Below are 25,005 nucleotides of genomic sequence, written 5' to 3'. Positions count from 1 at the left end.
GTCCTTCGACAGGGCGGCGGGTGCCTTGCGTACGCCTGGCAAACACGCTTTTTCTATCTCAAAGGTGACACCATGTCGTATGTTGTATCGTTCGAGCGCCTCCGCATGACGGATGTGGACTCGGTAGGGGGCAAAAACGCTTCTCTGGGTGAAATGATCAGTCAGCTGGCCGGGGCCGGCGTGCGGGTGCCGGGGGGCTTCGCCACCACGGCCGACGCTTTCCGCGATTTTCTCAAATCCACCGGCCTGGATGCGCGCATCAAGGCGCGCCTGGATGCCCTCAACGCCGACGACGTGCGCGAACTGGCCAGCGCGGGGGCGGAAATCCGCCAATGGGTGATCGACACGCCGTTTCCAGCCGCCTTCGAGCAGGCCATCCGCGACGCCTTTGCCCAGTTGGACGCCGACGGCAAGGGGTCGTTCGCCGTGCGTTCGTCGGCCACCGCCGAAGACCTGCCCGACGCCTCTTTTGCCGGCCAGCAGGAAACCTATCTCAACGTGGTCGGCATCGACGACGTGCTGGAAAAAATCCGCCACGTCTTCGCGTCCCTGTACAACGACCGCGCCATCTCCTACCGGGTGCACAAGGGCTATGCCCATGCCGACGTCGCCCTGTCGGCGGGCATCCAGCGCATGGTGCGTTCCGACAAGGGCAGCGCGGGCGTGATGTTCACCCTGGACACCGAGTCCGGTTTCAAGGACGTGGTGTTCATCACGTCGTCCTACGGCCTGGGCGAAACCGTGGTTCAGGGCGCCGTCAACCCCGATGAATTCTACGTCTTCAAGCCCACCCTGGCGGCGGGCCACTATCCCATCATCAGCCGCCGCATCGGCTCCAAACTGATCAAGATGGAATTCGACGCCGAACGCGCATCCGGCCATGCCGTGCGCACCGTCGAGGTTCCGGCCTCCGAGCGCAACCGCTATTCCCTGGCCGATGACGAAATCATCGAACTCGCCCAGTACGCCACCATCATCGAGCAGCACTACCAGCGGCCCATGGACATCGAATGGGGGCGCGACGGCATCGACGGCAAGCTGTACATCCTGCAGGCCCGCCCGGAAACCGTCAAATCCCAGCAGGGGCACCACGATGTGCAAGAACGCTACCGCCTGAAAGCCACGGGCGAAGTCCTGGTGCGCGGCCGCGCCATCGGCCAGAAGATCGGCTCGGGCACCGTGCGCGTGGTGGCCGACGCCTCCGAGATGGACAAGGTGCGCGCCGGCGACATCCTGGTCACCGACATGACCGACCCCAACTGGGAACCCGTCATGAAACTGGCCGCCGCCATTGTCACCAACCGGGGCGGGCGCACCTGCCACGCCGCCATCATCGCGCGCGAGCTCGGCATTCCCGCCGTGGTCGGCTGCGCCGATGCCACCGACGTGCTGGCCAATGGCCGTGAAGTCACCGTGTCTTGCGCCGAAGGCGACGAGGGCCATATCTACGACGGCCTGATCGAAACCGAAATCGAGGAAGTCCGCTGGGGCGAGATGCCCGACATCGGCCTGAAAGTCATGATGAACGTCGGCAACCCGCAGCTGGCCTTCGATTTTTCCCAGATCCCCAACGGCGGGGTCGGGCTGGCGCGGCTGGAATTCATCATCAACAACAACATCAACGTGCATCCCAAGGCCATCCTCGACTACCCCAATGTCGATGGCGACCTGAAAAAAGCCGTTGAATCCGCCGCCCGGGGCTATGCCAGCCCGCGCGCCTTTTTCGTCGAAAAACTGGCCGAGGGCATCGCCACCATCGGCGCGGCCTTCTATCCCAAGCCGGTCATCGTGCGTCTGTCCGACTTCAAGTCCAACGAATACCGCAAGCTGGTGGGCGGTTCGCGCTACGAGCCCGAAGAAGAAAACCCCATGCTGGGCTTTCGCGGGGCGTCGCGCTACATCTCGGACGACTTCGCCGAATGCTTCCGCATGGAATGCGAGGCCCTGAAAAAGGTGCGCGACGACATGGGCCTGACCAACGTCGAAATCATGGTGCCTTTCGTGCGCACGCTCAATCAGGCGCAACGCGTGGTCGATCTGCTGGCCGCGCACGGGCTGAAGCGCGGCGACAACGGCCTGCGCCTGATCATGATGTGCGAAGTCCCCACCAACGCCATCCTGGCCGACGAATTCCTGCAGTTCTTCGACGGCTTTTCCATTGGCTCCAACGACATGACCCAGCTCACCCTGGGCCTGGACCGCGATTCGGGCATGGCGCTGCTGGCGGCCGACTTCGACGAACGCGATCCCGCCGTGCAATTCATGCTGCGCCGCGCCATCCAGGCTTGCCTGAAAGCCGGCAAGTACGTCGGCATCTGCGGCCAGGGGCCCAGCGATCACCCCGATCTGGCCCAGTGGCTGCGCGACGAGGGTATCGTGTCCATGTCGCTCAACCCGGACACGGTGGTGGACACCTGGCAGCGGCTGGCCGATACGCGCGCCGTCGCCTGATCGTCCAGCCGTCCGGGCAGCCCGCCGATGCCGGCGGGTTGCCCGGGTCAAGTCCAGGATGCAGAACACCGGCCGGCCGCTTGGGCTGCCGGTGTTTTTTTGATCGAATTTTCGACCCGACGCGCCGCAAGCGGGATGCCGTTCGCCGCCGCGCCGCCGCGCAATCCCATCCACGGAAACTTTCATGGCCGAGCATGGTTCCTTCGATAATTTGCTGAATCAGATTGATGGTCAAATCGGCAGATTCAACGAAAAAAGACGATCCAATAAAACCAAATACTTCTGGCTTGCGATCGTGCAGATATTTTCCGGCGTTTCCGCAACCTTGGTGCTTGGCTGGTCGGTGTCGCCGGAAAACATGCAATGCGCGAAAAACGTCGCTTTGGTGTTGACGTCAATCACGACGTTTTGCACGCTCCTGCTGGCCCATTTTCAATTCAAGGATCATTACGTTTCGTTTACGTGGGTGGTGAGTCAATTGCGGCAGCTTCGTTCGGCGCTGGTGTTTCAACAGCAGTTGGCGTTGGAAAACCAGCCGGCCGGGCTGAATCAAGAGGTGCTGATCGCGCTGCATGCCAAATTTTCGGCGATTCTGTCTGAATCCAATACAGACTGGAAAACCAGGATGAAGCAGGCGCTCGCCGATACTGAAAAAGGCAACTCGTAAATGGCAGACGCCTTGCTGCCGAGCGGGAAAATATACTGCTCTCACGCACTGGCCGATCTGGATGCGCGTTTGTCTGTCTGCGAAGCCCAAGCCGGATCATTCCCGATCGGCGATCAACGGATCCGAGGCATTCATTTTTTCATCGGAGACCCGCCACTGAACCCGCCGACGGTACGGGGTTCGGTGTTATTGCGATTGCACCCGCAGTTTTTGCTGGATAATTATCCGTATTTCATCGTTGGCCGGGCGGTCGATCTCGATGGGGTGAAATTCGGGCATCTGCCAAAATTGCCTTGCGATTTGCGGGCCGAGGATCTTGAGCTGGGCAGAACGAAGTTCATCGCCGTATGCCGGCGGCTTGCCATGCTGGCAGCGGATGAGTTATGTCGATTTTCAAGCCAACGCCGCTCCGTCCCGGCGTTGGATGTGCTCAAGGATGTGCTTCCTGTTTCCCTGGTCGAATACATGAAAAGCACCGAAAACTTTCATGCACGCGCGTTTGAATACGAACTGCATGAAGCCTATATTTTGCGGCCCCGGCATGTGTTGTCGCTGCACGTGCCGAAGACTTATATGCACACCCCGGTGGCGCGCAGCCTATCGCGCAGGCTGGGCGAAAAACTCAAGCCTTACAATCCGAAATATGGGATCGAGGCAATGCGCGCAAGTGAACGCGCTCCGGGATATGGGGTCGAGGCAGTGCGCAAGTGAACGCGCTCCACGACATGAGGTGGAAGCAGTATGCAAGTGAAAGAGTGCTGGGTAATTGGCTGCTATGAGAGCCCGAATCATGACTGTTTTCCAACGCACGTCAGCCCGATTCTGGTCGCTGCGACGGGAACTGGCTATCGCCGCCTGGTATACAATATTTCGCGGCCGTACAGGATTGAGCCTTGCGCTTTGACCGGGCCGGAAATTCCCGATCCGCGCGGCGCATATTTCCCGCACCCAACGTATATGTCATGCAAGCCCCGGCGCTGCAAATTGACGGATCAGTTTGTCTTGCTTGGCGCATCTGAAATCTATCCGAGTTCATCGAAAATGGCGGTTTCGATGAAAGTCCTGCGGCTTGCGGCCGTGCAGGCTGTCCATGGAAATCGGGTTGATTGGCGCAGCATATGGGCAGTATTGATCGCCACGTGGCGCTGATCGAACGCCCAGCCCTCAGCCCGGCGCCGGCATCCAGTATTGATCCAGGTGCTCGAAGCCCCAGCGGGCCGAGCTTTCCTGTCCCAGGATCGCCTCGCCGCAGTCCGGTGCGCTGAGTTTCAGAACCGTCGGGGGAATTTCCCGTTTCGTCTTCGCGTCATAGAACACAATCACCTTGGGCGTCAGGAGCAGGTCGCCTTCCTGATCCACGACCACCGCCAGGCGCTGCGAGCGCAGCCGCACCAGGGATCCGATCGGATAAATGCCGACCGTCTTGACGAATGCCTCGAAGATTGGACGGTCGAAATGTCCCGCCCAGGAGGCCATCTGATGCAGGGCTTCGGCGGGATTCCAGGCCGCCTTGTAGATACGCGTCGAGGTGACGGCATCATAGACGTCGCAGACGGCCCCCATGCGGGCCAGCAGCGGGATCGACGCGCCCGCCAGCTTGCCGGGGTAGCCCGTCCCGTTGATTTTTTCGTGATGATGCAACGCGATGCCCATGACTTCGGCGCTGGCCCCGCTTTTTTGCAGCAGATCCATCCCGATCTGGGGGTGCTGGCGCATCACATCGAACTCCTGGTCTGTCAGGCGGCCCGGCTTGTTGAGGATTTCCGGCGGAATCCCCGCCTTGCCCAGGTCGTGCATCAGGCCGCCCAGGCCCGCTTGCCGGGTCAGATCGGGCGCCAGGCGCAGTTGGCGCGCCAACGCCAGCATCAGCGCGCACACCGCCACCGAATGCAGGTAGGTATAGGTGTCCTTGGTCTTCAGGCGCGCCACGCTGAACAGCGCCTGCGGGTGACGGTTCACCGATTCCGCGATCTGCTGCACCAGCGGTATCGTGGATTCCGGGTCGATGGCCCGCCCCATGCGGGCTTCCTCGAACATGTCCATGATCTGTTCGCGGGCGTCCAGGCAGATTCTCCTGGCTTTTTCTATTTCTTCGTGCAGCGCAACCGCGGCGGATTGGCCGGGGGTCTCATGGCTTGCCGGCAGGGCGGGCGCCTGCGCCGCGGCGGGGGCCGTGTCGCCGGATCGGGCCATGCCGGGGCTTGCGGGCTGGGCCGGATCCGAGCTCTTGGACAGGTCGATCCAGAGGGTATGGATCGGGCTGTCCTGGATTTTCTTCAGGTCTTGTTCTCGTTCCAGCAAGAAACTGTCGCGCCAGAACGGGTGCAGAAACCAGTTGCCCTCCAGCTTGTGGATATACATGCCCAACCGCAGGTCGGACACGGTAATGCGCTGGAGCACGGGCTTGTTTTGTGCGGGAAAATGCATTGGGTGAACACGATAATCGCTGAAACGATATCCACGACGGCAGGCGGCGCGGTGACTTGATCCGAAGTTGCTTGATAGCGACCAGTGTACGTTTTATTTTCTCCCAAGGGGATATGCGCCGCGTGATGCGGTTGTTCACTACCGGGCAATGCGCCGGCCCCGTGTTTTCCAGGCGGCGGCCGGCCCGCCCGGGCGGTGCCCGATCCGTCATTCGGGTAAACTGGCAGCGTGTCCTCCCAACCCGTCGGCCATCCAGCCGGCCATCGCCCTCATGTCCTTCGGTGCGCTGATTTCCTCCCCCCTGGGCCAGATTCTGCTGGAAACCCACGAAACCGGCCTGACGGGCCTGTATTTCACCGACCAACGGGATTGCCCCCGATGGCCGGGCCTGGCCGCAACGGATCAGCCCATCGCCAATCCGTCCGATGGCCAGCAGGACGGGCGGCCCGCCCGCCTGCTGAAGGCCTGGCGCAGCGCCCCGAGCGATACCGGCCCTTTGTTTGCCGCCGATGCGGATCAAGCAGCATCCGCCGGCCTGCCGGCGGCGGGCCAGCCATCCGCAGCGATCCAATACCTGCAAGACGATACGCCGCCCCGCGCCCAGGCCATCCTGACCCAGGCCCGGCAAGAGCTGCAAGAATATTGGCAGGGCCGGCGGCAGGCGTTCGATGTGTCCCTGGCGCCCCAGGGCAGCGCGTTCCAGAAGACGGTCTGGCAGGCCCTGCTGACGGTGGGCTACGGGTTCACTTTGTCATACGGCGGGCTGGCCCGCGAGGCCGGCTTTGGCCCCAGGCACGGGCGGGCCGTCGGCACGGCGGTGGGCAGCAACCCCATCAGCATCATTATTCCCTGCCACCGCATCCTGGCCGGCAACCAGACGCTGAATGGCTATGGCGGCGGGCTGGGCCGTAAAATCCAGCTGCTGCGGCTTGAGGGCTTCGAGATTCACGCCTGAATCCCGCGCGCTTCAGTCTTTGCGGTCGCGCCGGGTGTCGTGCTTCATCAGGCGCTCTTTTTCGCGTGCCCAGTCCTTGTCGCGCTGGGTGTCGCGCTTGTCGTGCAGCTTCTTGCCGCGCCCCAGACCGAAATCCAGCTTGATGCGCCCGCCCTTGTAGTGCAGGTTGAGCGGCACCAGGGCGTAGCCGCGCTGCTCGACCTTGCCGATGAGCTTGTTGATTTCGTGCGCGTGCAACAGCAGCTTGCGCGTGCGCGTGGCGTTGGGATGGATGTGGGTGGATGCCGTGGGCAGGGGGCTGATGTGCATGCCCAGAATCCACAAAGCGCCATCGCGCACGATGACGTAGCTTTCCTTCAACTGCACGTGACCCGCCCGGATGGCCTTGACCTCCCAGCCTTCCAGCACCAGCCCGGCTTCGAAGCGCTCTTCGATGAAGTAATCGTGGGTGGCTTTGCGGTTATCGACAATACTCATACGTGTGTTCTGTTTGGCGGCATTTTGGGGGGGCCTGACGTGCCTGATAAAATCCTTGCATTCTATCGTTTTCTCAAGACCACGTCCTGCCGATGCCTGCGATCCAACGCTCTGTCCTGGTGCCTTTCAGTTGTGCCCAGATGTTCGACCTGGTGGCCGATGTCGCCCATTATCCCGATTTCATGCCCTGGTGCGGCGGATCCAGCGTGCAATGGCAAAACGAAACCGGCATGCAGGCCACGGTGCAGATCCGCTTCGCCGGCATCCACCAGAGTTTCACCACGCGCAACGAACACGATTACCCCCACAAGATCGTCTTTCACCTGGTGGACGGGCCGTTTTCCAACCTGACCGGGCATTGGGCCTTCCAGCCCCTGGGCGAAGACGGCTGCAAAGTGCTGTACACCATGGAATACGCCTTTTCCAGCCGCGCCTTGTCGGCCGTCATCGGGCCGGTGTTCAACCGCATCGCCAGCAGCTTCATTGATTCTTTCACGCAGCGCGCCCACGCGGTGTACGGGGGCTGACACATGCGGGTATCCGTCGCTTTTGCCGCCGCCACGCATGTGTGGCGCAAAGCGCTGGATGTCCCCGAAGGCGCCACGGCGGGGCAGGCTGTGGCATTGAGCGGCTTTGCGCGGGAATTCCCGGAATATACCGATCGACCCTTGGCGATGGCCGTGTATGGCGAACGCTGCGATGCCCAGCGGGTCCTGCACGAAAGCGACCGCGTCGAACTGTGCCGGCCGCTGGTGTTCGATCCCTTGGAAACGCGCCGGCGGCGGGCGGCGCATCGGGGGAAGGGTTAGCCGCTGCTTGGGGGCGGGCTACCGGGGTTTGGCAGCCGTGCGCAAATTGTCACCCGCCTGACAGCCCCCCGAGCGCCACTTGGTCTAAGGTATCCGCACCACGCGTTCCGCGGGCTGCGGCAGACACGCCACCGCGCGCCAAGTGCTAAAGTAAGCCTGCGACGCAATGTTCAACCTTGATCAGGCTGAACATGTCGGACGACGCCACCCGCGTCCGTGACGACCACAAATCCGGAGACATGCACCATGGATTTTCGCCTCAGCGAAGAACAACAGGCCTTTGCACAGGCCGCCCGCGAATTTGCCCAGGGCGAACTCGCCCCCCATGCCGCCCAATGGGACGAAGAACACATCTTCCCCCGGCCGGCCTTCGCCAAGGCGGGCGAACTCGGCTTCTGCGCCATGTACGCGCCCGAAACCATCGGCGGGCTGGGCCTGCCCCGGCTGGACGCCACGCTGGTATTCGAGGAAATGGCGGCGGTGGATCCCTCCACCACGGCTTTCATCACCATTCACAACATGGCCACCTGGATGATCGGCACCTGGGCGCAGCCCGCCGTGCGCGACCGCTGGGGGCCTTTGCTGGCCACGGGCGAGAAGCTGGCATCCTACTGCCTGACCGAACCCGGCGCCGGCTCGGATGCCGCTTCGCTGACCACCAGCGCCCGGCGCGACGGCGACCATTATGTGCTGAACGGCGCCAAGGCCTTTATTTCCGGGGCGGGGGACACCGACGTGCTGGTGGTCATGGCGCGCACCGGCGGCGACGGCCCGCGCGGGATTTCCGCTCTGGTGGTGCCCGCGGACGCCGAGGGCATCACTTACGGCCGCAAAGAAAACAAAATGGGCTGGAACAGCCAGTCCACCCGGCCCATCACGTTTGAAAACGTGCGCGTGCCGGTGGCCAACCGCCTGGGCGAAGAAGGCGAGGGCTTTCGCTTCGCCATGAAAGGCCTGGATGGCGGGCGCATCAACATTGCCACGTGTTCGGTGGGCGCGGCCCAGGGGGCCTATGAAGCCGCCCGCCGCTACATGGGCGAACGCCATCAGTTCGGCCGCCCCCTGGCGGACTTCCAGGCGCTGCAGTTCAAGCTGGCCGACCTGCTGGCCAATATCGTGGCATCGCGCCAAATGGTGCGTCTGGCCGCCAGCAAGCTGGACGAGCACGACCCGCAGGCCAGCGCCTATTGCGCCATGGCCAAGCGCTTTGCCACCGACCTGTGCTTCCAGTCCTGCCTGGATGCCCAGCAAATCCACGGCGGTTACGGCTACCTCAAGGACTACCCCCTGGAACGCCTGGTGCGCGACACCCGCGTGCACCAGATCCTGGAAGGCACCAACGAAATCATGCGCGTGATCGTGGCGCGCCATATCCTGACCCAAGAGGCCGATCTGCGATGAACACTTCCGCTCGCGTCGATTCATTGCCGCCCACCGCGCCCGATCCGGTTCTGTTCCAGGAAATCGCCGGTCAGGAAGGCAGGCGGATCGGGGTCGCCATCCTGAACAGCCCCGACACCCTGAACGGCTTGTCGCTGCCCATGTGCCGCCTGTTGGACGAACGCCTGCAGGCCTGGGAATCCGACGCCCGCGTGGTCGCGGTGGTGTTGCGCGGGGCCGGTGAAAAAGCCTTCTGCGCCGGCGGCGACCTGCACGCGCTGTACCAGAGCATGCTGGACAGCCCCCGGGATGCCTGGGCCAACCTGCACGCCCGCAGTTTTTTTGAAACCGAATACCGCCTGGATTACCGCATCCACCGCTACGCCAAGCCCATCGTCTGCTGGGGCGGCGGCATCGTCATGGGCGGCGGAGTCGGGCTGATGCTGGGGGCCAGCCACCGGGTGGTCACCCCCGGCACCCGCTTCGCCATGCCCGAGGTCACCATCGGCCTGTTTCCCGATGTGGCGGGCACCTGGATGTTGAGCCGTCTGCCCCGGGGCATCGGCGAGTTCCTGGCCTTGACGGGCGCCCAATTGGGCGCCGCCGATTGCCTGCAATACGGCCTGGCCGACCACTATTGCGCCGCCGAAGGCTTCGATGCCCTGGTCGCGGCCCTGGCGGCGCAAAAATGGCCCGCCGATGCGGATCAGCAAGCCGCCCTGCTGGATGCCGTGCTGGACGGCCTGCAGCTGGACGCCCCCGAGCCCGGCCCCCTGCGGGCGCATTCGGCCGCTATCCGCCGGGCGTGCAACCGGGCGGATTTTGCGCAGGCGTGCGCCGCCATCGGGGCCTGGAAACACCACCCGGATCCCTGGCTGGCGCGCGCCGCCGCCACCTTTCTGTCCGGGTCGCCCGGGGCGGCCCGCCTGGGGTTCACGCTGGTTCGGCGGGCGCGCCATCTGTCGCTGGCCGATGTCTTTCGCATGGAATACATCGCCGCCCTGCATTGCTGCGCCGAGCCCGATTTCCGCGAAGGCATCCGCGCCTTGCTGGTCGACAAGGACAAGAAACCGCGCTGGCATCCCGCCAGCCTGGAACAGGCGTCCGCCACCTGGGTCAAGCGCTTCCTGGCACACCCCTGGCCGGCGGGGCAGGATCACCCATTGGCGGACTTGTAAAAAACGGCCTTGCCCCGAGCGGGGCGGCGCCTGAAAAAGCCGCCGCAAGCCGTGGCGCGGGGGGGCATGCCGCGCCGCGCCACTGGCGACGGCGCAAGACACAGAATCAACCGGCTTATCACAAAATCAACCGGCTTATTTCCAAGGAGACAACACATGAGCAGCACGATTGCATTCATCGGCCTGGGCCACATGGGCGGCCCCATGGCCCAGAACCTGATCAAGGCCGGCCACACCCTGACGGTGTTCGACCTGGTGCCCGCCGCGCTGCAGGCGGCCACGGACGCCGGTGCCCGCGCGGCGGCTTCGGCCGCCGAAGCCGTGGCGGGGGCGGACGTGGTCGTCAGCATGCTGCCCGCCAGCCGTCACGTCGAGGGCCTGTACCTGGGCGATGAAGGCCTGCTGGCCACGATCGCCCAGGGCACCCTGGTGCTGGAATGCAGCACCATTGCGCCGGCATCGGCGCGCAAAGTGTCCCAAGCGGCGGCGCAGCGCGGCATCCGCATGATCGACGCACCGGTCTCGGGGGGCACGGGCGGCGCCATCGCGGGCACGCTGACCTTTATCGTCGGCGGCGCCGACGCCGACCTGGCGGCGGCCATGCCCTACCTGCAGGCCATGGGCAAGAATATTTTCCATGCGGGCGCGGCCGGGGCGGGGCAGGTGGCCAAGATCTGCAACAACATGCTGCTGGGCATCCAGATGGCCGGCACGGCCGAAGCCCTGGCGCTGGGGGTGGCCAATGGCCTGGATCCCAAGACCCTGTCCGACATCATCGCCAAAAGCTCCGGGCGCAACTGGGCGACGGAACTCTACAACCCCTGGCCCGGGGTGATGGAAGGCGTGCCGGCCGCCAAGGACTACGACGGGGGGTTCGGGGTCGACCTGATGCTGAAAGATCTGGGCCTGGCGGCAGAAGCGTCCATGCAGGCCCGGGCCACGACGCCGTTGGGCGAACTGGCCCGCAACCTGTACGCCCTGCACAGCACCCAAGGCCATGGCCAACTGGATTTTTCCAGCATCCTGAAGCTCTACCACCAGCCGCCGCGGCACTGAGCAGGCGGCCCGCGCCGCTGCCCGCGCCTGGCGTTCACGCGGCGCAGGGCAGGGCGCAAGGGCGGGGCGGCGGCCCCGTTGCGTCGATGGGGCGGCATTGCTAAACTACCCGCCATACATGGGCAATCGCCTTGCCCTGGAGATGGCATTCTCCATTGACCGCCGGGTGTCCCCGGCTGATGATGCCTGCATGTTCCTGGACGGGAACCGCAGGCTATGCCCGGATTCCGTTTCAGGCCTTCAACCCTGATTTCCGGGCCTTATGACAACGATCCACCTTTTCCTCCGCCGTTTCCCCGCCGTCCGCACCCCGCGCGGCGGCTATCCAGCCCCCGCACCGGGAGACCGGCCATGATGGCCGCCGTGATCGGCATTTCGGTCGGCGCGGCCCTGGGCGCGCTGCTGCGCTGGGCCTTGGCCATCGGGATGAACCACCTCTGGCCGCCGATTCCATTGGGCACGCTGGCCGCGAATCTCGTCGGCGGCCTGCTGATCGGCCTGGCCAGCGAATTCTTCGCCAGCCACGACACCCTGCCTGCCGTGTGGCGCCTGTTCATCATGACGGGCTTCCTGGGCGGGCTGACCACGTTTTCCACGTTTTCCCTTGAGGTCATCTCCCTGCTGCAACAGCGGGAACTGGCGTTCGCCCTGCTGCAGATCAGCCTGCACGTGGCGGGTTCCTGCCTGCTGGTTCTGGTCGGCATCGCGCTCGTCCAGTCTTTGTTGCGGGGGTAGCTTGCGCCGCCGGGCGTCAGGAAACACCCCCGGCCGATGCGCACGCGCACGACAGCAAGGGGCCGTCGGCGGCCCCGACGGCATACACGGCCGCCGGGCCGTCCGCCACGGCGGTTTCGGCGGCCGCATATAGCCGCCCTTCGAATTCGGCGCTGGCGATGATGCGCCCCACGGGCCGGGCGGGCGGCTGGCCCAGGGCGGTGGAAACCGGGCCATCGGCGGCGGCTCGGGCCGCACGCCCCGCCGCCGAATAAAGATCCGTACCCGCCTCGGGCAAGGGCCGGCCCGGGGGCCACGGGGCCGTCCCCCAGGCCATGCGCCGCTTGACGACGCCCCGGTAATGGCTGCGAGCGACGATTTCCTGGCCGGGGTAGCAGCCTTTTTTGAAGTCGATGCTGCCGTTCAAGTCCATATTCAGGGTGGCGGGCAGGAACATGTCCTGACTGGCCAGCCGAATCCACGGCCAGCCGCTGGCGATCTGCGCGGCATGCCAGGGCGTGGCCGCCACGCTACCGGCCGGGGCGCCGGGGCCGATGCGCCACGCGGCGGGCGGCTGGCCGCCCGCCCGGGGCGCGGTGATCCAGGTGTCGTCCCCCCGCGTCAGGCAAGACCAGCCGGGCCGGCCCCATAGCGGCTCGGGAACGGTGTCCCGGCCCTGCGCGCCCGTCACGCTGCAGCCTTCGTCCCGGGCCAGGCTGACCTTGGCGCGCAGGACGAACAGACGCAAGCGCTTGATCAGGGGGTCGGCCAGATCGCGCGACACCAGCATGCCGATCCCTTGGTCGCCGTCCTTCCAGACCACCATATTGGCCAGCAGCCGCCCCTGGGCGGTGCAATAGCCCGCCGGCCGGGCCTGGTCGCCGGTCAGATCCAGCACGGCATTGCTGAGTTGGCTATGCAGGAACGGGGCGGCATCCGCCCCTTGCAGCCGGATCACCGCCACATCGTCCAGGGGCCATTGGCCCTCGATATCAAACACGTTCATTGTTTTGCGCGAAAGGCTTCGCACCAAAAATCCAAGTGTCGAGGCCGTCCGGGTGACGCCCCCTTGAACCCGACATCATAGCGGCCGATCCCGTCTTGACCAAATCATCCCCCCACGCGGATCAGGGATCTGGCGCGCTGCCCCGGGACGTGCCCCTCGGGTAAACTGGCGTTCATGAAAAAAATTCTACGGCTATTTCTCTGGCTGCTGATCGTCGGCCTGGCCCTGGCGGGGACGGGCGTGGGCGTCGCCGCGTGGTGGGGCTGGCAGCGCCCCGTCCCGATGCGCGCCGACGTGGTCGACTACCTGATCGAACAGGGCAGCACCCCCAGGCAGATCGCCCAGACCATGCAAACGGCCGGCATCGACATCGACCCCCTGGCCTTTGTCTGGCTGGCCCGCCTGAGCGGCCGGGACAAACTGCTCAAGGCGGGGGCCTACGAGGCCCGCGCCAGCGACACGCCCTGGCTGCTGATCGAGCGCATGGCCAATGGCGACATGACCCAGGTGCGGCTGACCTTCCCCGAAGGCTGGACGTTCGCCCAGATCCGCGCGGCGCTGGACGCGGACGATCAGGTGCGCCACGACACCCGGGGCCTGGCCGACGCCGAGATTCTGCGGCGCCTGGGGCTGGATCAGGATTACCCCGAGGGCCTGTTCTATCCCGACACCTATGTCTTTGCGCCGGGGTCTTCCGACCTGGACATCCTGCGGCGGGCCGCCCAGGCGGGCGACCAGGTACTGCAGGCGGCCTGGCAGGCGCGGGATCGGAACCTGCCCCTGGACACGCCCTATCAGGCTTTGATCCTGGCGTCCATCGTCGAAAAAGAAACCGGGCACAGCGCGGATCGCGCCCGCGTCGCCGGGGTGTTCATCAACCGCCTGCGCGCAGGTATGCCCCTGCAGACCGACCCGACCGTGATCTACGGCATGGGGAATCAGTACCAGGGCCGCCTGCGCAAAAAAGACCTGGAACGGGACACCCCCTGGAATACCTACACCCGCCCGGGCCTGCCGCCCACCCCGATAGCGAGTCCCGGCAAGGCGGCCCTGACGGCCACCTTGCACCCCGAACAGCACGACTACCTGTATTTCGTGTCCCGCGGGGACGGCACCAGCGAATTCTCCAAAAACCTGGCCGCCCACAACCGGGCGGTCGGCAAATACATACTCAAGCGCAATTGATCCCATGGCACAACGCGGCTGTTTCATTACTCTGGAAGGCCTGGACGGGGCCGGCAAAAGCACGCATGCCGCCTGGATGGCCGACTGGCTGCGGCGGGCGGGCATCGACTTCCTGCACACCCGCGAACCCGGCGGCACGCCGCTGGGCGAACGGCTGCGCGACATCCTGTTGCACCAGGCCATGGACTTGCGCACCGAAGCCCTGCTGATGTTCGCGGCGCGCAACGAGCACTGGCGCACGCGCATCCAGCCCGCGCTGGCCCAGGGGCAGTGGGTGCTGTGCGACCGCTACACCGACGCCTCGTATGCCTACCAGGGCGGGGGGCGCCGGCTGGGGGCCGACGCCATTGCCCGGCTGGAAGCCTGGGCCCTGTCCGAATCCGGGCCGGACTGCACCTTTTTGTTCGATGTTCCGCTGGCGGTTGCCCGCACCCGGCGGCTGCAGGGGCGGGACGCGCCGGATCGCTTCGAACAGGAAGAAGCGGATTTTTTTCAACGCACCCGCCAGGCCTACTTGGAACGCGCCGCCGCCGCGCCCGGGCGGTTTCGGACGATCGACGCCAGCCAGGACATCCCCGCCGTCCAGCGCCGCCTGGATGACGATTTGCAGGCCCTGGTTCAGGCCTGGAGGAAATCCGCCCGCTCATGACCGCCCTCGAATTCCTGCCCTGGCAACAAGACACGGCCCGCGCCTGGCTGGCCGCGCGCGACCGCTTCGCCCACGCCTGGCTGATCCACGGCCTGCCCGGCATCGGCCAGGCCGAATTTGCGGCGGCGGGCGCGGCCAGCCTGCTGTGCGAATCGCCCGTCCAGGGCCTAGCGTGCGGACAGTGCCAGGCATGCCGCTGGGTGCAAGCGGGCAATCACCCCGATTTGCGCCGCATCCGGCCCGATGCCGTGGCGGCCCAGGAAGGCGGGCCGGCGGACGACAGCGAATCCGGCGGCGGCAAAAAACAGCCGTCCAAGGACATCCGGGTCGAGCAGATCCGCGGCTTGCTGCCTTGGTTCAACATGGCCACGCACCGGGGCGGCTGGCGGGTCGCCTTGCTGTATCCGGCCGAGGCCCTGAACGTCATCGCGGCCAATGCGCTGCTGAAAATCTTGGAAGAACCCCCTGCGCATACGGTGTTTCTGCTGGTGGCCGATCAGCCCGACCGCCTGCTGCCCACCCTGGTGTCGCGCTGCCGCCGGCTGCCGCTGGCCGCCCCCGACGCCGCCCAGGCCCTGGCCTGGCTGCAGGCCCAGGGGGTGGATCAGGCGGCGGCCCGCCTGGCGGCGGCGGGCGGGGCGCCCCTGCTGGCGGCCAGGCAGGCCGGCGCGCAACAACCCGCATTCCCCGCGTGCCTGCGGCAGTTTTTGCAACTGGCGGGCACCGGGGCGGCGCCCGCCGCCCTGGCCGACGCGCTGCAGGCCGCCGAACCGGCGCTGTGGCTGGACGGCTTCCAGCGCCTCTGGCTGGATCTCAGCCTGGCGGCGCGGGGCCTGCCGGCGCGCTACTATCCAGAACAAACGGGTAGAATTTCAGAGATTGCCCAGGTGGCGGATCCCGCCGTGCTGGCCCGCACCGGCCGTTGGCTGGCCCGGCAGCGCCGCCTGGCCCACCACCCCCTGAACCCGAAGCTGCTGGCCGACTACGCCGCCACGCGCTTGTTGCAATCCATTCCGCCCCAAAAATAGGCCATTGTCTTTCATGTACGTCGATTCTCACTGCCATTTGAATTTTCCGGCCCTGCAGGCCCAGCTGCCGGACATCCTGGCGCGCATGCGGGCGGCCGACGTGGGCCACGCCCTGGTGGTCAGCGTCAATCTGCGCGACTGGCCGGGCCTGATCGCCCTGGTCGAATCCCAACCCCATCTGCATGCCTCGGTCGGGGTGCATCCCGACAACGACGCCGAAGACGACGACAGCGCCGAGCCCACCCTGGACGACTTGCTGCAGCGCGCCCGGCACCCCAAGGTCGTCGCCATCGGCGAAACCGGGCTGGACTACTACCGGCTGGCCGAACCCCTCGATTGGCAGCGGGATCGCTTCCGCCTGCATATCCAGGCCGCGCGCCAGACCGGTCTGCCGCTGATCATCCACACCCGCGCCGCCGCCGCGGATACGCTGCGCCTGATGCGCGAGGAACAGGCCGACAACGGCGTCATGCATTGCTTCACCGAAACCTGGGACATGGCCAGCGCCGCCCTGGACTTGGGGTTCTACATCTCGTTTTCCGGCATCGTCACCTTCAAGAACGCGAAAGATCTGCAGCAGGTGGCGCAGAAAGTGCCGCTGGATCGGCTGCTGATCGAAACCGATTCGCCCTACCTGGCCCCCGTGCCCTATCGGGGCAAGCTGAACGACCCCTCCAAGGTCATCCATGTGGCCGAGAAAATCGCCGAACTGCGCGGGGTACCGGCCACGGTCATTCAGCAGGCCAGCACGGATAATTATTTCCGTCTGTTCCATAAAATCAAGCTGGACAACCCGCCAGGATCACCCGCATGACCACGCTTCCGCTGTCCGCCACGCCGCCTTTGGCCCATCGGCCCGCTGTTCGCGGCCAGATTGCGCCCGAGGCGCCCGCCGCTGCCGCCCTTGGGCGGCTCTCCAAGAGGCCAGCCGCTGCGCGCCGTCTGGCACCCTTCAGCCGGTTTGTGCGGCCGCTGCGGCGGATCGCCCAACGCGCCCCGGGGGCTTTGGGGGCCAGCACCGGGCGCCCGCCCGTGCCGCCGCTGGGCCGTCTGCCGGCCCTGGCATCGACGCTGATGTTGCTATTGCTGTTGGCGCTGATCTTGCCCGCCGTCCCCGTCCAGGCGCAATCGGCCCCGGATGCGGACTGGTGGTCGGCCATCCGCCGGGACGACGTCAGCGCCGTGCAGACCCGGTTGCTGCGCGGCGCCGACCCCGGCGCCTGGAACCCGCGCGGCAACCCCGCTCTGACGCAGGCCGTGCGCGAACAATCCTGGAAAGTCTACGATGTTCTGCGGCGGGCCCCGGGCATCCAGGTCGACCAGCCGAATTTCCAGGATGAAACCGCCCTGATGTATCTGTGCATCCTGGGCGAAACCCAGCGGGCGGCCGACTTGATCCAGGCCGGCGCCCGGGTCAACCGCCTGGGCTGGACGCCGCTGCATTACGCGGCATCCAAGGGGCAGGTGGACACGGCCCGCATGCTGATCCAGCGCGGCGCTATCGTCAACGCCCCCGGGCCCGATGGCACCACGCCGCTGATGATGGCGGCCCTGTCCGGCAAGCCGGCGATTGCCCGGCTGCTGCTGGATCACGGGGCCGACCCCACCATGGTCAACCAGGCCCGCGAGACCGCCGCGGACTGGGCGCTCAAGCGCAACAGCACGGCCATGGCGGCGGCCATGCAAGCCGCCGCCGAAGCCGTGCACGCGCAGCGCGCCCGGCAGGCGGCCGGCCAGGCGCCGGACACCCCGCAGGCCGCCGCGCCGGAAACCGAAACGGACGGCGCAGACGGCGCAACCTCTTTCTCGCGCTACTTCGATCTCGACCGTTTCCAGGACACGCCGCCGGGCAAATAGCCTAATTCAGGAACACCCGCGCCTGGCGGGGCCGGGCGATGAAGCGCCGATGGCCCTGTGCCCGAATCTGGTCGAATTCCAGGCTGGACATGACCACTTCGATGATTTCCTGCGTGTCCTCGCGGCGCAGTTCCAGCTGCGCCAGCGGGCCGAAAGCGTGCGCCCGCTGCAGATTCACCAGCAGGCCCCGGCCGGCCGCCGGCTGATCCGCCGCCGGCAAAGGCTCGATCTGGATGTCGTGCGGCCGGACGTAGGCCGTGCCCGGCGCGTCGGCCGCGGCTTCCAGGCCCGGCACGTCCAGCGCCGCGCCGCCCGTGTGCAGTCTCCCGTCGCGCACCCGGCCGTGAAACAGATTGACGTGCCCCAGGAAACCGTACACGAAGGCTGTCTCCGGCTGGTCGTACACCGCCTGCGGCGCGCCCTGCTGCTCGACCCGGCCCTTGTTCATGATGACGACTTCATCGGCGACTTCCAGGGCTTCTTCCTGGTCGTGCGTGACGAACAGGCTGGTCATGTGCAGCTCGTCGTGCAGACGGCGCAGCCAGCGCCGCAGTTCCTTGCGAACCTTAGCGTCCAGCGCGCCGAAGGGCTCATCCAGCAGCAGCACGCGCGGTTCCACCGCCAGGGCGCGGGCCAGGGCGATGCGCTGGCGCTGGCCGCCCGACAGCGCCGCCGGCCGGCGGTCGGCCAGCCAATCCAGCTGCACCAGTTCCAGCAGCCCCATGACCTTCTCTCGAATCCGGCGCTCGTCCGGCCGCTGCGCGCGCGGCTTGACGCGCAGGCCGAAGGCGACGTTCTCGAACACCGTCATGTGCTTGAACAGGGCGTAGTGCTGGAACACGAAGCCGACCTGGCGTTGACGCACGTGTGTATGGGACGCGTCCTGGCCCGCCAGCAGAACCTGGCCGCCGTCTGGATGCTCCAGGCCGGCGATGATGCGCAGCAGTGTGGTCTTGCCGCAGCCCGACGGCCCCAGCAACGCGGTCAGCCGGCCGTCTGGAAAGACCAGGGACACGTCGTCCAGCGCCGTGAACGCGCCGAATTGCTTGTGGATGTGGCGGACTTCGATGCTCATGAGGATTGCTCCGATGCGGTTCGGGCGGCCTGGGCGCGCAGGCGCCATTCCGCCAGGGACTTCAAGGCCAGCGTCAGCAGGGCCAGCAGCGCCAGCAGCGACGCCACTGAAAAGGCGGCCGCGAAGTTGTATTCGTTGTAAAGAATTTCCACGTGCAGGGGCAAGGTGTTGGTCAGGCCGCGGATGTGGCCCGACACCACCGACACCGCGCCGAATTCCCCCATGGCGCGCGCGTTGCACAGGATCACGCCGTAGAACAGCCCCCAGCGGATGTTGGGCAGCGTGACGTGCCAGAAGACGCGCCAGCCCGAAGCGCCCAGCACGATGGCGGCTTCCTCCTCCTCGCAGCCCTGCGACTGCATCAGCGGGATCAGCTCGCGCGCGACGAAAGGCACGGTGACGAAAACCGTGGCCAGCACGATGCCCGGCACGGCGAACAGGATCTGGATGCCGTGCGCCTGCAGCCAGGGGCCGAACCAGCCCTGGGCGCCGAACATCAGCACGTAGATCAGACCGGCGATCACCGGGGAAACGGAAAAGGGCAGGTCGATCAGGGTGATGAGCAGGCTCTTGCCCCTGAACTGGAAACGGGTGACGGCCCAGGCGGCGCAGACGCCGAACACCAGGTTCAGCGGCACGGCGATCCCGGCCGCGATCAGCGTCAGGCGGATCGCCGCCCGCGCATCGGGCTCGGTGACGGCGGCCACGCAGGCTTCCCACCCTTTGCCCAGGGCGCCGTGGAAGACCGCCGCCAGCGGGATGAACAGGAACAGGAACAGGAAAGCGAACGCCGTCCCCATCAGCGCCAGGCGGACAAGCCGGCCTTCGGCGGCTGGCCGCGCAAGGCCGGCGGCCCGGGGGAGGGAATCGAGAACGATGGAAGTCATGGATTCAGCACACTCATGTCAGGCCTGGCCGGTCGACCGCCGCCGCACCCAGGCCTGCAGCAGGTTGATGGCCAGCAGCAGCAGAAAAGAAATCCCCAGCATCACCACGGCGATGGCCGTGGCGCCCGCGTAGTCGTATTGCTCCAGCTTGGTGACGATCAGCAGGGGCGCGATCTCCGAGACCATGGGCATATTGCCGGCGATGAAGATCACCGACCCGTATTCGCCCGCGGCGCGGGCGAACGCCAGGGCGAAGCCCGTCAGCAGGGCGGGCAGGATCGTGGGAAACACCACGCGGACAAAGACCTGCGCCCGTGTGGCGCCCAGGCTGCTGGCGGCTTCCTCGTATTCGGACGCCATGTCTTCCAGCACGGGCTGAACCGTCCGCACCACGAAGGGCAGGCCGATGAAGACCAGCGCCACCACCACGCCCAGCGGCTTGAAAGCCACCTGGACGCCCAACGGGGCCAGCAGCCCGCCCAGCCAGCCGTTGGGCGCGTACAGCGCGGTCAGGGCGATCCCGGCCACGGCCGTCGGCAGGGCGAAGGGCAGATCCACCAGGGCGTCGATCAGCCGCCGGCCAGGGAAATGGTAGCGCACCAACACCCAGGCCACGATGCCGCCGAACACGGTGTTCACGGCGGCCGCCAGCAGCGCGGCGCCGAAGCTCAGGCGGTATGACGCCAGCACCCGGGGGGCGGTGACGACTTGCCAGAAAGCCTCCCAGCTCAGGGTCGACGCGGTGAGGAAGGCGGCCGACAGGGGCAGCAAGACCACCAGGCAGAGATAGCTGAGGGTCAACCCCAGAGTCAGGTTGCGCCCGGGCAGCACCCGGGGCGCGGACGCGTGTTGCGCAAGTATCGTGGGCATCGTCTTATTGCGCGTTCGGCTGATAGATCTGGTCGAATACGCCGCCATCCGCAAAGTGCGTTTTCTGGGCGTCGGCCCAGCTTGGCGCCACGTCCGTCACGGAAAACAGCGACAGGCTGGGGAACTGCTTGGCGTACCGTTCGGCGACCGGCTTGCTGGTCGGCCGATAGTAGTGCTGCGCCGCGATTTCCTGGCCCGCCTCGGAATACAGGTATTCCAGGTAGCCCTGGGCCACCGCGCGCGTGCCACGCGCATCGACGACCTTGTCCACCACGGCCACGGGCGGCTCGGCCAGGATGCTGACCGACGGCACGACGATGTCCACTTTGTCGGATCCCAGTTCCTTGATCGCCAGGAAGGCTTCGTTTTCCCAGGCAAGCAGCACGTCGCCGATGCCGCGCTCGACGAAGGTCGTCGTCGAGCCCCGGGCGCCGGAGTCCAGCACCGGCACCTGACGATAGAGCTTGCCGACGAAGGCGCGCGCCTTGGCCTCGTCGCCGCCCGGCTGGCGCAGCGCATAGCCCCAGGCCGCCAGGTAGTTCCAGCGCGCGCCGCCGGAGGTCTTGGGATTGGGCGTGATGACCTGCACGCCCGGCTGGATCAGGTCGCCCCAGTCATGGATGCCCTTGGGGTTGCCCTTGCGCACCAGAAAGACGATGGTGGACGTGTAGGGCGCGCTGTTCAGCGGCAGTTGCCGCTGCCAGTCATCGCGGATCGCGCCGCGCGCGGCGATGGCGTCGATGTCCGGCGCCAGCGCCAGCGTCACCACGTCGGCCTGCAAGCCGTCGATCACCGAGCGCGCCTGCTTGCCCGACCCGCCATGCGATTGGCGGATCGTGACCGAGTCGCCGGTCTTGTCCTGCCAATATTTGGCGAAGGCCGCGTTATAGGCTTGGTACAGTTCCCGCGTGGGGTCGTAGGATACGTTCAACAGCGTGACGTCGGCGGCGTGCGCGGCGCCCGCCAGGCTGAGGGCAGCCGCCAGGGACAACAGAAAACGGAAGCGGGATCGCATGCGGAGGAACCTTGTGATGAGTCGCGGGATGGAGTCATCAGATTAAAGGGTTCCTTGGCGGAACAAAACGAATCGTTTTGTCCAACGATATGAATGCGGCACATAATGCGGCGTTGCTATATGTGTATGCGGCGCCCGCCATACCTCCCGCCCCGCCGTGTCTGGCGGGGATCGGCGACCCGCAGGGCCGCCTGCTCAGGGTTGCGGGGGCAGGAACTGCGGCCGCAAAACGCCGCTCAGGCGGTCATAGGGGATCAGCAATTCGGGCTGGCCCCAGGCATAGGGCGCGATTTCGTAGGACTGGTACTTGACCAGCAGCCCCTGATCGGTGATGGCGACGTTGTCGCTGCTGACGAAAGGCCACATGCGGGTGAAGTTGTCCGGGTCCTGCACGGCATCGCGGTGCGCCTGCACCCATTGGGCATGCACCGTGCGCAGGGCGGCGTCAAAAGCGGGCCGCGCCCCGGGCCGCAGCAGCTGGTCGATGGTCAGGGCCTGCCCGGCCTGGTTGTCCCAGTTGATGAACTGGTTGCCCGAGACACCGTGGGCCATGCCGGTCTGGTATTGGCCCACATTCAGTTCGATTACCGTCAGGGCCTGGTTGCGGTAACGGGTGCGGGCGATCAGGTTGGTTTCGTCCCGGGGCGCGGCTGTTTTCCAGAAATACGCCTGGTAGTCCCGCAGGGTGTCGTAAGGCGCGGGACGATCCTGATCCAGCCAGGTCATGGTCGCCAGGGCGTGATCCACGAGTTCGCTCAGGCGCGGATGGCCCGGAAACACCAGGGAATCGATCACCAGCTTCGGACATTCGCCGGTGCAGCCCGGGCGTTCGCCCGACCACTGAACCGGCTGGGAAAACAGGCCGGACTGGCGGGTTTCCTGATCCAGCTGGGCGGGCACCAACGAGAGATCGCCCTTGGGGCCGCTGGCGCAGGCCGTCAAGGCCAGGGCCAGGGCCATCGCCAGCAGCGGGCGGGGCAGTGGGAAAGCGGTGGAAGCAAGACGGCGTGTCATCGGATATCCTGTGGGCAATGGCTGACGGGCCGTGGCGGCTTAGGGTTCGCGGTGGATTTTCAAGCCCGCGAAAGACTGCGACACCGGCATGAGTTCGATGCGGTTGATATTGACCCGGGCGGGTCGGGTGACCGCCCACGCCACGGCGTCCGCGACGTCATCGGCGGTCAGCGGATCGGCGTTTTCATAGACCGCGGCGGCCTGCTGGTCGTCGCCCAGGCGCACATTGGAGAACTCGGTGCCTCCACACAGGCCGGGCTCGATGTTGGTGACGCGCACCCGGGTGCCGAACAGATCGGCCCGCAGGTTGTAGCTGAGTTGCTGCACAAAGGCTTTCGTGGCGCCGTAGACATTGCCGCCGGGGTAGGGGTGCTGCCCCGCCGTGGAGCCGATATTGATGATATGCCCCCGGTTGCGCGCCACCATGCCCGGCAAGACCGTGTGCACCAGGCGCGACAGGCCCAGGATGTTGGTGGCCACCATGCGCTCCCAGTCGGCCATGTCGGCCTGCTGGGCCGGCGCCACCCCCAGGGCCAGGCCGGCGTTGTTCACCAGCAGGTCGATGCTTTCGAAGGTCTGCGCGACCCAGGCGCAGCCTTGTTCGACTGATTCCGCATCCGTCACGTCCATGGCCAGGGGGTGGAAGTTTTCTCCCAGCCTGGCCTGGAGCGATTCGAGGCGCGCCCGGCGCCGGGCCGCCCCCACCACGATGAAGCCGTTGTCCACGAGGCGCTGAGAAATCGCCGCCCCGAACCCCGCCGAAGCGCCGGTGACCAAAGCAATCTTAGGCATGGATGTCCTTGCTGAAAAGAAATAGGATGACAAAGTGTCATCCTAGCAGATCGAATCGGCGCGGGCCATCTCGCCGGCCCGGCCCCCGTGCGGAAATGGCGCGGAGGGAGGGCCGGAAACGAGGGGGCTCAGGGCTGCACGGAAGGCACGCCGGCGGAGAATTCGCGCGATTTGTGCGTGACCGGCAGCCCGCGGCCCTTGATCAGGATATGCCAGTAGAACCAGGGCAGGAAAGAACGCTTCAGCCACCAGTAGAAACGGCGGGGCACGCGCGGATCCACCGGGAAACTGGGCGTGATGGTGCCGCCGTAGGTGAATTCGGCCAGCAGCACCTTGCCCCGAGAGGTCGTCAGCGGGCAAGCGGCATAGCCGTCATAGGATTCGACGTTGCCGGCCCCGCGCAAGGCGCCGAGCAGGTTGCCCGCCAGCACGGGGGCCTGGCTCTTGATGGCCGCGGCCGTCTTGCTGTTGGGCGTGGACGTGCAGTCGCCCAGGCCGAAGACATTGGGGTAGCGCGGATGGCGCAGGGTGTGCTTGTCGATTTCCAGCCAGCCGTTGGCGTCGGCCAGGGGGCTTTGGCGGATGAAGTCCGGGGCGCTTTGCGGCGGCACCACGTGCAGCAGGTCGAAGGCGACTTCCTCACGAACCTTTTGGCCGTCGACAGTGGATTCGAACACGGCGATTTTTTCTTCGCCGCGCACCTGCACCAGGTTGCTGCCGTAATGGGTGTCCGCCGCATAGGAATCCATGACCTTGTCCAGCGCCTGGGCGTAAAACGGTATCCCGAACACGGTGGGGCAGGCCGAGCGGAACTGCAGGCTATCGAGCTTGACCCCCTGGCGGCGGAAATGATCCGCCGACAGGTACAGGGCCTTTTGCGGCGCGCCCGGGCATTTGACGGCCCCGGCGGGCTGGGTGAAAAGGGCGGTTCCGCCCCGCAGTTGCTGAACCAGTTCCCAGGTGTAAGGGGCCAGGTCGTAGCGGTAGTTGCTGGTCACGCCGTTTTTGCCCAGCGTATCCGTCAGGCCCTCGATGGCGTCCCAATTGATCTGGATGCCGGCCGCCACCACCAGATAGTCGTAGGCCACCAGGGCGCCATCGTCCAGTTCGACCTGACGCTCGTCGGGCAACAGGCGCTGCACGCGCTGGGCAATGTGCCGCACCCCGGCGGGCAGGCAATCGTGCAAGGCGCGACGGGTGTCCTCGGCCCGATAGGCCCCGCCCCCCACCAGCGTCCAGGCGGGCTGGTAGTCGTGGGTAGCGGACGGCTCGACCACGGCGATATCCAGGTGCGGCTGGTTGCGGCGCAGGCGGGCGGCCACGGCGGCCCCGCCGGTGCCGCCGCCGATAATCACGACGGTGTGTTTACGAGTGGGTGCGGGAGTGCTCATGAGGGCCCCTCAATGATCGGTTGCGCCACAGACAGGGAGATCTGGCTGGCAATGCGGTCATTTTATGAACCCCGGCCGGCAAACAGAACGACGGATGGGCTATGTCGATATGACCGTTTTCG

26 protein-coding genes and 1 riboswitch are annotated in these 25,005 nt (G+C 66.1%); of the genes, 16 read left to right on the top strand and 10 right to left on the bottom strand.

All coding sequences use genetic code 11. The features are described 5' to 3' along the window. Nucleotides 1–72 precede the first annotated feature (72 nt). The 4 genes from ppsA (at nucleotide 73) to ACMHYJ_RS03110 (ending at nucleotide 4,267) form a co-directional block, all read left to right on the top strand. Entirely contained in the window at nucleotides 73–2,451 is a 2,379-nt protein-coding gene (gene ppsA, locus ACMHYJ_RS03125; RefSeq protein ID WP_414244733.1) for a phosphoenolpyruvate synthase, read from the top strand. Between the two features lie 184 nt (nucleotides 2,452–2,635). After that, complete coding sequence (locus ACMHYJ_RS03120) at nucleotides 2,636–3,118, top strand: SLATT domain-containing protein (protein WP_414244732.1); 483 nt, start codon at nucleotides 2,636–2,638, stop codon at nucleotides 3,116–3,118. Continuing rightward, nucleotides 3,119–3,829 (top strand): hypothetical protein, encoded by a 711-nt coding sequence (locus tag ACMHYJ_RS03115; protein WP_414244731.1) that lies wholly within the window; start codon nucleotides 3,119–3,121, stop codon nucleotides 3,827–3,829. Between the two features lie 30 nt (nucleotides 3,830–3,859). Further along, entirely contained in the window at nucleotides 3,860–4,267 is a 408-nt protein-coding gene (locus ACMHYJ_RS03110) for a hypothetical protein (RefSeq protein ID WP_414244730.1), read from the top strand. Nucleotides 4,268–4,282: 15 nt separating this feature from the next. Here ACMHYJ_RS03110 and ACMHYJ_RS03105 read toward each other — a convergent pair whose 3' ends face one another. Further along, the gene (locus ACMHYJ_RS03105) at nucleotides 4,283–5,545 is read right to left on the bottom strand and encodes an HD-GYP domain-containing protein (protein WP_414244729.1); all 1,263 of its coding nucleotides are present in this window, start codon (nucleotides 5,543–5,545) and stop codon (nucleotides 4,283–4,285) included. A 271-nt stretch (nucleotides 5,546–5,816) separates the two neighbouring features. On the opposite strand from ACMHYJ_RS03105, the gene ACMHYJ_RS03100 reads away from it, so the two are divergent. Next, complete coding sequence (locus ACMHYJ_RS03100; protein ID WP_414244728.1) at nucleotides 5,817–6,500, top strand: methylated-DNA--[protein]-cysteine S-methyltransferase; 684 nt, start codon at nucleotides 5,817–5,819, stop codon at nucleotides 6,498–6,500. Nucleotides 6,501–6,512: 12 nt separating this feature from the next. Here ACMHYJ_RS03100 and smpB read toward each other — a convergent pair whose 3' ends face one another. Continuing rightward, nucleotides 6,513–7,025, bottom strand: a complete 513-nt coding sequence (gene smpB / locus ACMHYJ_RS03095) for an SsrA-binding protein SmpB (protein WP_414244840.1) — start codon at nucleotides 7,023–7,025, stop codon at nucleotides 6,513–6,515. Between the two features lie 44 nt (nucleotides 7,026–7,069). Between smpB and ACMHYJ_RS03090 the strand changes: the two genes are divergently transcribed. The 6 genes from ACMHYJ_RS03090 (at nucleotide 7,070) to crcB (ending at nucleotide 12,135) form a co-directional block, all read left to right on the top strand. After that, on the top strand, nucleotides 7,070–7,504 hold the full coding sequence (locus ACMHYJ_RS03090; protein ID WP_414244727.1) for a type II toxin-antitoxin system RatA family toxin: 435 nt from the start codon (nucleotides 7,070–7,072) through the stop codon (nucleotides 7,502–7,504). A 3-nt stretch (nucleotides 7,505–7,507) separates the two neighbouring features. Beyond that, nucleotides 7,508–7,786, top strand: a complete 279-nt coding sequence (locus tag ACMHYJ_RS03085) for an RnfH family protein (RefSeq protein ID WP_414244726.1) — start codon at nucleotides 7,508–7,510, stop codon at nucleotides 7,784–7,786. Between the two features lie 246 nt (nucleotides 7,787–8,032). Beyond that, entirely contained in the window at nucleotides 8,033–9,187 is a 1,155-nt protein-coding gene (locus ACMHYJ_RS03080) for an acyl-CoA dehydrogenase family protein (protein ID WP_414244725.1), read from the top strand. Further along, complete coding sequence (locus ACMHYJ_RS03075) at nucleotides 9,184–10,344, top strand: enoyl-CoA hydratase/isomerase family protein (protein WP_414244724.1); 1,161 nt, start codon at nucleotides 9,184–9,186, stop codon at nucleotides 10,342–10,344. Before ACMHYJ_RS03080 ends, ACMHYJ_RS03075 begins: the two co-directional genes overlap by 4 nt. A 156-nt stretch (nucleotides 10,345–10,500) precedes the next feature. Then, nucleotides 10,501–11,400: a 3-hydroxyisobutyrate dehydrogenase gene (gene mmsB, locus ACMHYJ_RS03070; protein WP_414244723.1), complete on the top strand. Its 900-nt coding sequence runs from the start codon at nucleotides 10,501–10,503 to the stop codon at nucleotides 11,398–11,400. 129 nt (nucleotides 11,401–11,529) lie between these two features. Further along, nucleotides 11,530–11,596: riboswitch (Fluoride riboswitch) on the top strand. Nucleotides 11,597–11,751: 155 nt separating this feature from the next. Continuing rightward, complete coding sequence (crcB, locus tag ACMHYJ_RS03065; protein WP_414244722.1) at nucleotides 11,752–12,135, top strand: fluoride efflux transporter CrcB; 384 nt, start codon at nucleotides 11,752–11,754, stop codon at nucleotides 12,133–12,135. A 16-nt stretch (nucleotides 12,136–12,151) separates the two neighbouring features. On the opposite strand, the gene ACMHYJ_RS03060 is transcribed toward crcB, so the two are convergent. Then, nucleotides 12,152–13,120: a YgfZ/GcvT domain-containing protein gene (locus ACMHYJ_RS03060; protein WP_414244721.1), complete on the bottom strand. Its 969-nt coding sequence runs from the start codon at nucleotides 13,118–13,120 to the stop codon at nucleotides 12,152–12,154. Between the two features lie 174 nt (nucleotides 13,121–13,294). On the opposite strand from ACMHYJ_RS03060, the gene mltG reads away from it, so the two are divergent. Genes mltG through ACMHYJ_RS03035 form a run of 5 tightly spaced genes read left to right on the top strand, consistent with a single transcriptional unit; the run spans nucleotide 13,295 to nucleotide 17,839 of the window. Continuing rightward, entirely contained in the window at nucleotides 13,295–14,305 is a 1,011-nt protein-coding gene (mltG, locus tag ACMHYJ_RS03055; protein ID WP_414244720.1) for an endolytic transglycosylase MltG, read from the top strand. 4 nt (nucleotides 14,306–14,309) lie between these two features. Continuing rightward, a complete protein-coding gene (tmk, locus tag ACMHYJ_RS03050) occupies nucleotides 14,310–14,954 on the top strand; it encodes a dTMP kinase (RefSeq protein WP_414244719.1) in 645 nt (214 codons plus the stop codon). Further along, on the top strand, nucleotides 14,951–15,982 hold the full coding sequence (holB, locus tag ACMHYJ_RS03045; protein WP_414244718.1) for a DNA polymerase III subunit delta': 1,032 nt from the start codon (nucleotides 14,951–14,953) through the stop codon (nucleotides 15,980–15,982). Before tmk ends, holB begins: the two co-directional genes overlap by 4 nt. A gap of 13 nt (nucleotides 15,983–15,995) precedes the next feature. Beyond that, complete coding sequence (locus tag ACMHYJ_RS03040) at nucleotides 15,996–16,796, top strand: TatD family hydrolase (protein WP_414244717.1); 801 nt, start codon at nucleotides 15,996–15,998, stop codon at nucleotides 16,794–16,796. After that, nucleotides 16,793–17,839, top strand: a complete 1,047-nt coding sequence (locus tag ACMHYJ_RS03035; RefSeq protein WP_414244716.1) for an ankyrin repeat domain-containing protein — start codon at nucleotides 16,793–16,795, stop codon at nucleotides 17,837–17,839. Before ACMHYJ_RS03040 ends, ACMHYJ_RS03035 begins: the two co-directional genes overlap by 4 nt. Nucleotide 17,840: 1 nt before the next feature. On the opposite strand, the gene ACMHYJ_RS03030 is transcribed toward ACMHYJ_RS03035, so the two are convergent. The 7 genes from ACMHYJ_RS03030 to ACMHYJ_RS03000 form a co-directional block, all read right to left on the bottom strand. Then, on the bottom strand, nucleotides 17,841–18,914 hold the full coding sequence (locus ACMHYJ_RS03030; protein ID WP_414244715.1) for a sulfate/molybdate ABC transporter ATP-binding protein: 1,074 nt from the start codon (nucleotides 18,912–18,914) through the stop codon (nucleotides 17,841–17,843). Then, nucleotides 18,911–19,801 carry a sulfate ABC transporter permease subunit CysW gene (cysW, locus tag ACMHYJ_RS03025; protein ID WP_414244714.1) on the bottom strand — a complete coding sequence of 297 codons (891 nt, stop codon included), beginning with the start codon at nucleotides 19,799–19,801 and terminating at the stop codon, nucleotides 18,911–18,913. The genes ACMHYJ_RS03030 and cysW overlap by 4 nt, the downstream gene beginning before the upstream one ends. Nucleotides 19,802–19,819: 18 nt before the next feature. Continuing rightward, nucleotides 19,820–20,671 carry a sulfate ABC transporter permease subunit CysT gene (gene cysT / locus ACMHYJ_RS03020; RefSeq protein ID WP_414244713.1) on the bottom strand — a complete coding sequence of 284 codons (852 nt, stop codon included), beginning with the start codon at nucleotides 20,669–20,671 and terminating at the stop codon, nucleotides 19,820–19,822. A gap of 4 nt (nucleotides 20,672–20,675) precedes the next feature. Next, entirely contained in the window at nucleotides 20,676–21,686 is a 1,011-nt protein-coding gene (locus tag ACMHYJ_RS03015) for a sulfate ABC transporter substrate-binding protein (protein WP_414244712.1), read from the bottom strand. Nucleotides 21,687–21,881: 195 nt separating this feature from the next. Then, complete coding sequence (locus ACMHYJ_RS03010; RefSeq protein WP_414244711.1) at nucleotides 21,882–22,700, bottom strand: RsiV family protein; 819 nt, start codon at nucleotides 22,698–22,700, stop codon at nucleotides 21,882–21,884. Nucleotides 22,701–22,739: 39 nt separating this feature from the next. Continuing rightward, nucleotides 22,740–23,492 carry an SDR family NAD(P)-dependent oxidoreductase gene (locus tag ACMHYJ_RS03005; protein ID WP_414244710.1) on the bottom strand — a complete coding sequence of 251 codons (753 nt, stop codon included), beginning with the start codon at nucleotides 23,490–23,492 and terminating at the stop codon, nucleotides 22,740–22,742. Between the two features lie 128 nt (nucleotides 23,493–23,620). Continuing rightward, the gene (locus ACMHYJ_RS03000; protein ID WP_414244709.1) at nucleotides 23,621–24,883 is read right to left on the bottom strand and encodes an FAD/NAD(P)-binding oxidoreductase; all 1,263 of its coding nucleotides are present in this window, start codon (nucleotides 24,881–24,883) and stop codon (nucleotides 23,621–23,623) included. Nucleotides 24,884–25,005: the final 122 nt, after the last annotated feature.

The organism is Castellaniella hirudinis, assembly GCF_047468865.1.
In the GTDB taxonomy this organism is placed as follows: Bacteria; Pseudomonadota; Gammaproteobacteria; order Burkholderiales; family Burkholderiaceae_B; genus Castellaniella; species Castellaniella hirudinis_A.
This window is presented reverse-complemented; position numbering and strand designations above follow the sequence as displayed.

Coding starts and splice junctions, on each gene's coding strand:
- ppsA (WP_414244733.1), top strand. CDS start 73: ATGTCGTATGTTGTATCGTTCGAGCGCCTCCGCATGACGGATGTGGAC.
- ACMHYJ_RS03120 (WP_414244732.1), top strand. CDS start 2,636: ATGGCCGAGCATGGTTCCTTCGATAATTTGCTGAATCAGATTGATGGT.
- ACMHYJ_RS03115 (WP_414244731.1), top strand. CDS start 3,119: ATGGCAGACGCCTTGCTGCCGAGCGGGAAAATATACTGCTCTCACGCA.
- ACMHYJ_RS03110 (WP_414244730.1), top strand. CDS start 3,860: ATGCAAGTGAAAGAGTGCTGGGTAATTGGCTGCTATGAGAGCCCGAAT.
- ACMHYJ_RS03105 (WP_414244729.1), bottom strand. CDS start 5,545: ATGCATTTTCCCGCACAAAACAAGCCCGTGCTCCAGCGCATTACCGTG.
- ACMHYJ_RS03100 (WP_414244728.1), top strand. CDS start 5,817: ATGTCCTTCGGTGCGCTGATTTCCTCCCCCCTGGGCCAGATTCTGCTG.
- ACMHYJ_RS03090 (WP_414244727.1), top strand. CDS start 7,070: ATGCCTGCGATCCAACGCTCTGTCCTGGTGCCTTTCAGTTGTGCCCAG.
- ACMHYJ_RS03085 (WP_414244726.1), top strand. CDS start 7,508: ATGCGGGTATCCGTCGCTTTTGCCGCCGCCACGCATGTGTGGCGCAAA.
- ACMHYJ_RS03080 (WP_414244725.1), top strand. CDS start 8,033: ATGGATTTTCGCCTCAGCGAAGAACAACAGGCCTTTGCACAGGCCGCC.
- ACMHYJ_RS03075 (WP_414244724.1), top strand. CDS start 9,184: ATGAACACTTCCGCTCGCGTCGATTCATTGCCGCCCACCGCGCCCGAT.
- mmsB (WP_414244723.1), top strand. CDS start 10,501: ATGAGCAGCACGATTGCATTCATCGGCCTGGGCCACATGGGCGGCCCC.
- crcB (WP_414244722.1), top strand. CDS start 11,752: ATGATGGCCGCCGTGATCGGCATTTCGGTCGGCGCGGCCCTGGGCGCG.
- ACMHYJ_RS03060 (WP_414244721.1), bottom strand. CDS start 13,120: ATGAACGTGTTTGATATCGAGGGCCAATGGCCCCTGGACGATGTGGCG.
- mltG (WP_414244720.1), top strand. CDS start 13,295: ATGAAAAAAATTCTACGGCTATTTCTCTGGCTGCTGATCGTCGGCCTG.
- tmk (WP_414244719.1), top strand. CDS start 14,310: ATGGCACAACGCGGCTGTTTCATTACTCTGGAAGGCCTGGACGGGGCC.
- holB (WP_414244718.1), top strand. CDS start 14,951: ATGACCGCCCTCGAATTCCTGCCCTGGCAACAAGACACGGCCCGCGCC.
- ACMHYJ_RS03040 (WP_414244717.1), top strand. CDS start 15,996: ATGTACGTCGATTCTCACTGCCATTTGAATTTTCCGGCCCTGCAGGCC.
- ACMHYJ_RS03035 (WP_414244716.1), top strand. CDS start 16,793: ATGACCACGCTTCCGCTGTCCGCCACGCCGCCTTTGGCCCATCGGCCC.
- ACMHYJ_RS03030 (WP_414244715.1), bottom strand. CDS start 18,914: ATGAGCATCGAAGTCCGCCACATCCACAAGCAATTCGGCGCGTTCACG.
- cysW (WP_414244714.1), bottom strand. CDS start 19,801: ATGACTTCCATCGTTCTCGATTCCCTCCCCCGGGCCGCCGGCCTTGCG.
- cysT (WP_414244713.1), bottom strand. CDS start 20,671: ATGCCCACGATACTTGCGCAACACGCGTCCGCGCCCCGGGTGCTGCCC.
- ACMHYJ_RS03015 (WP_414244712.1), bottom strand. CDS start 21,686: ATGCGATCCCGCTTCCGTTTTCTGTTGTCCCTGGCGGCTGCCCTCAGC.
- ACMHYJ_RS03010 (WP_414244711.1), bottom strand. CDS start 22,700: ATGACACGCCGTCTTGCTTCCACCGCTTTCCCACTGCCCCGCCCGCTG.
- ACMHYJ_RS03005 (WP_414244710.1), bottom strand. CDS start 23,492: ATGCCTAAGATTGCTTTGGTCACCGGCGCTTCGGCGGGGTTCGGGGCG.
- ACMHYJ_RS03000 (WP_414244709.1), bottom strand. CDS start 24,883: ATGAGCACTCCCGCACCCACTCGTAAACACACCGTCGTGATTATCGGC.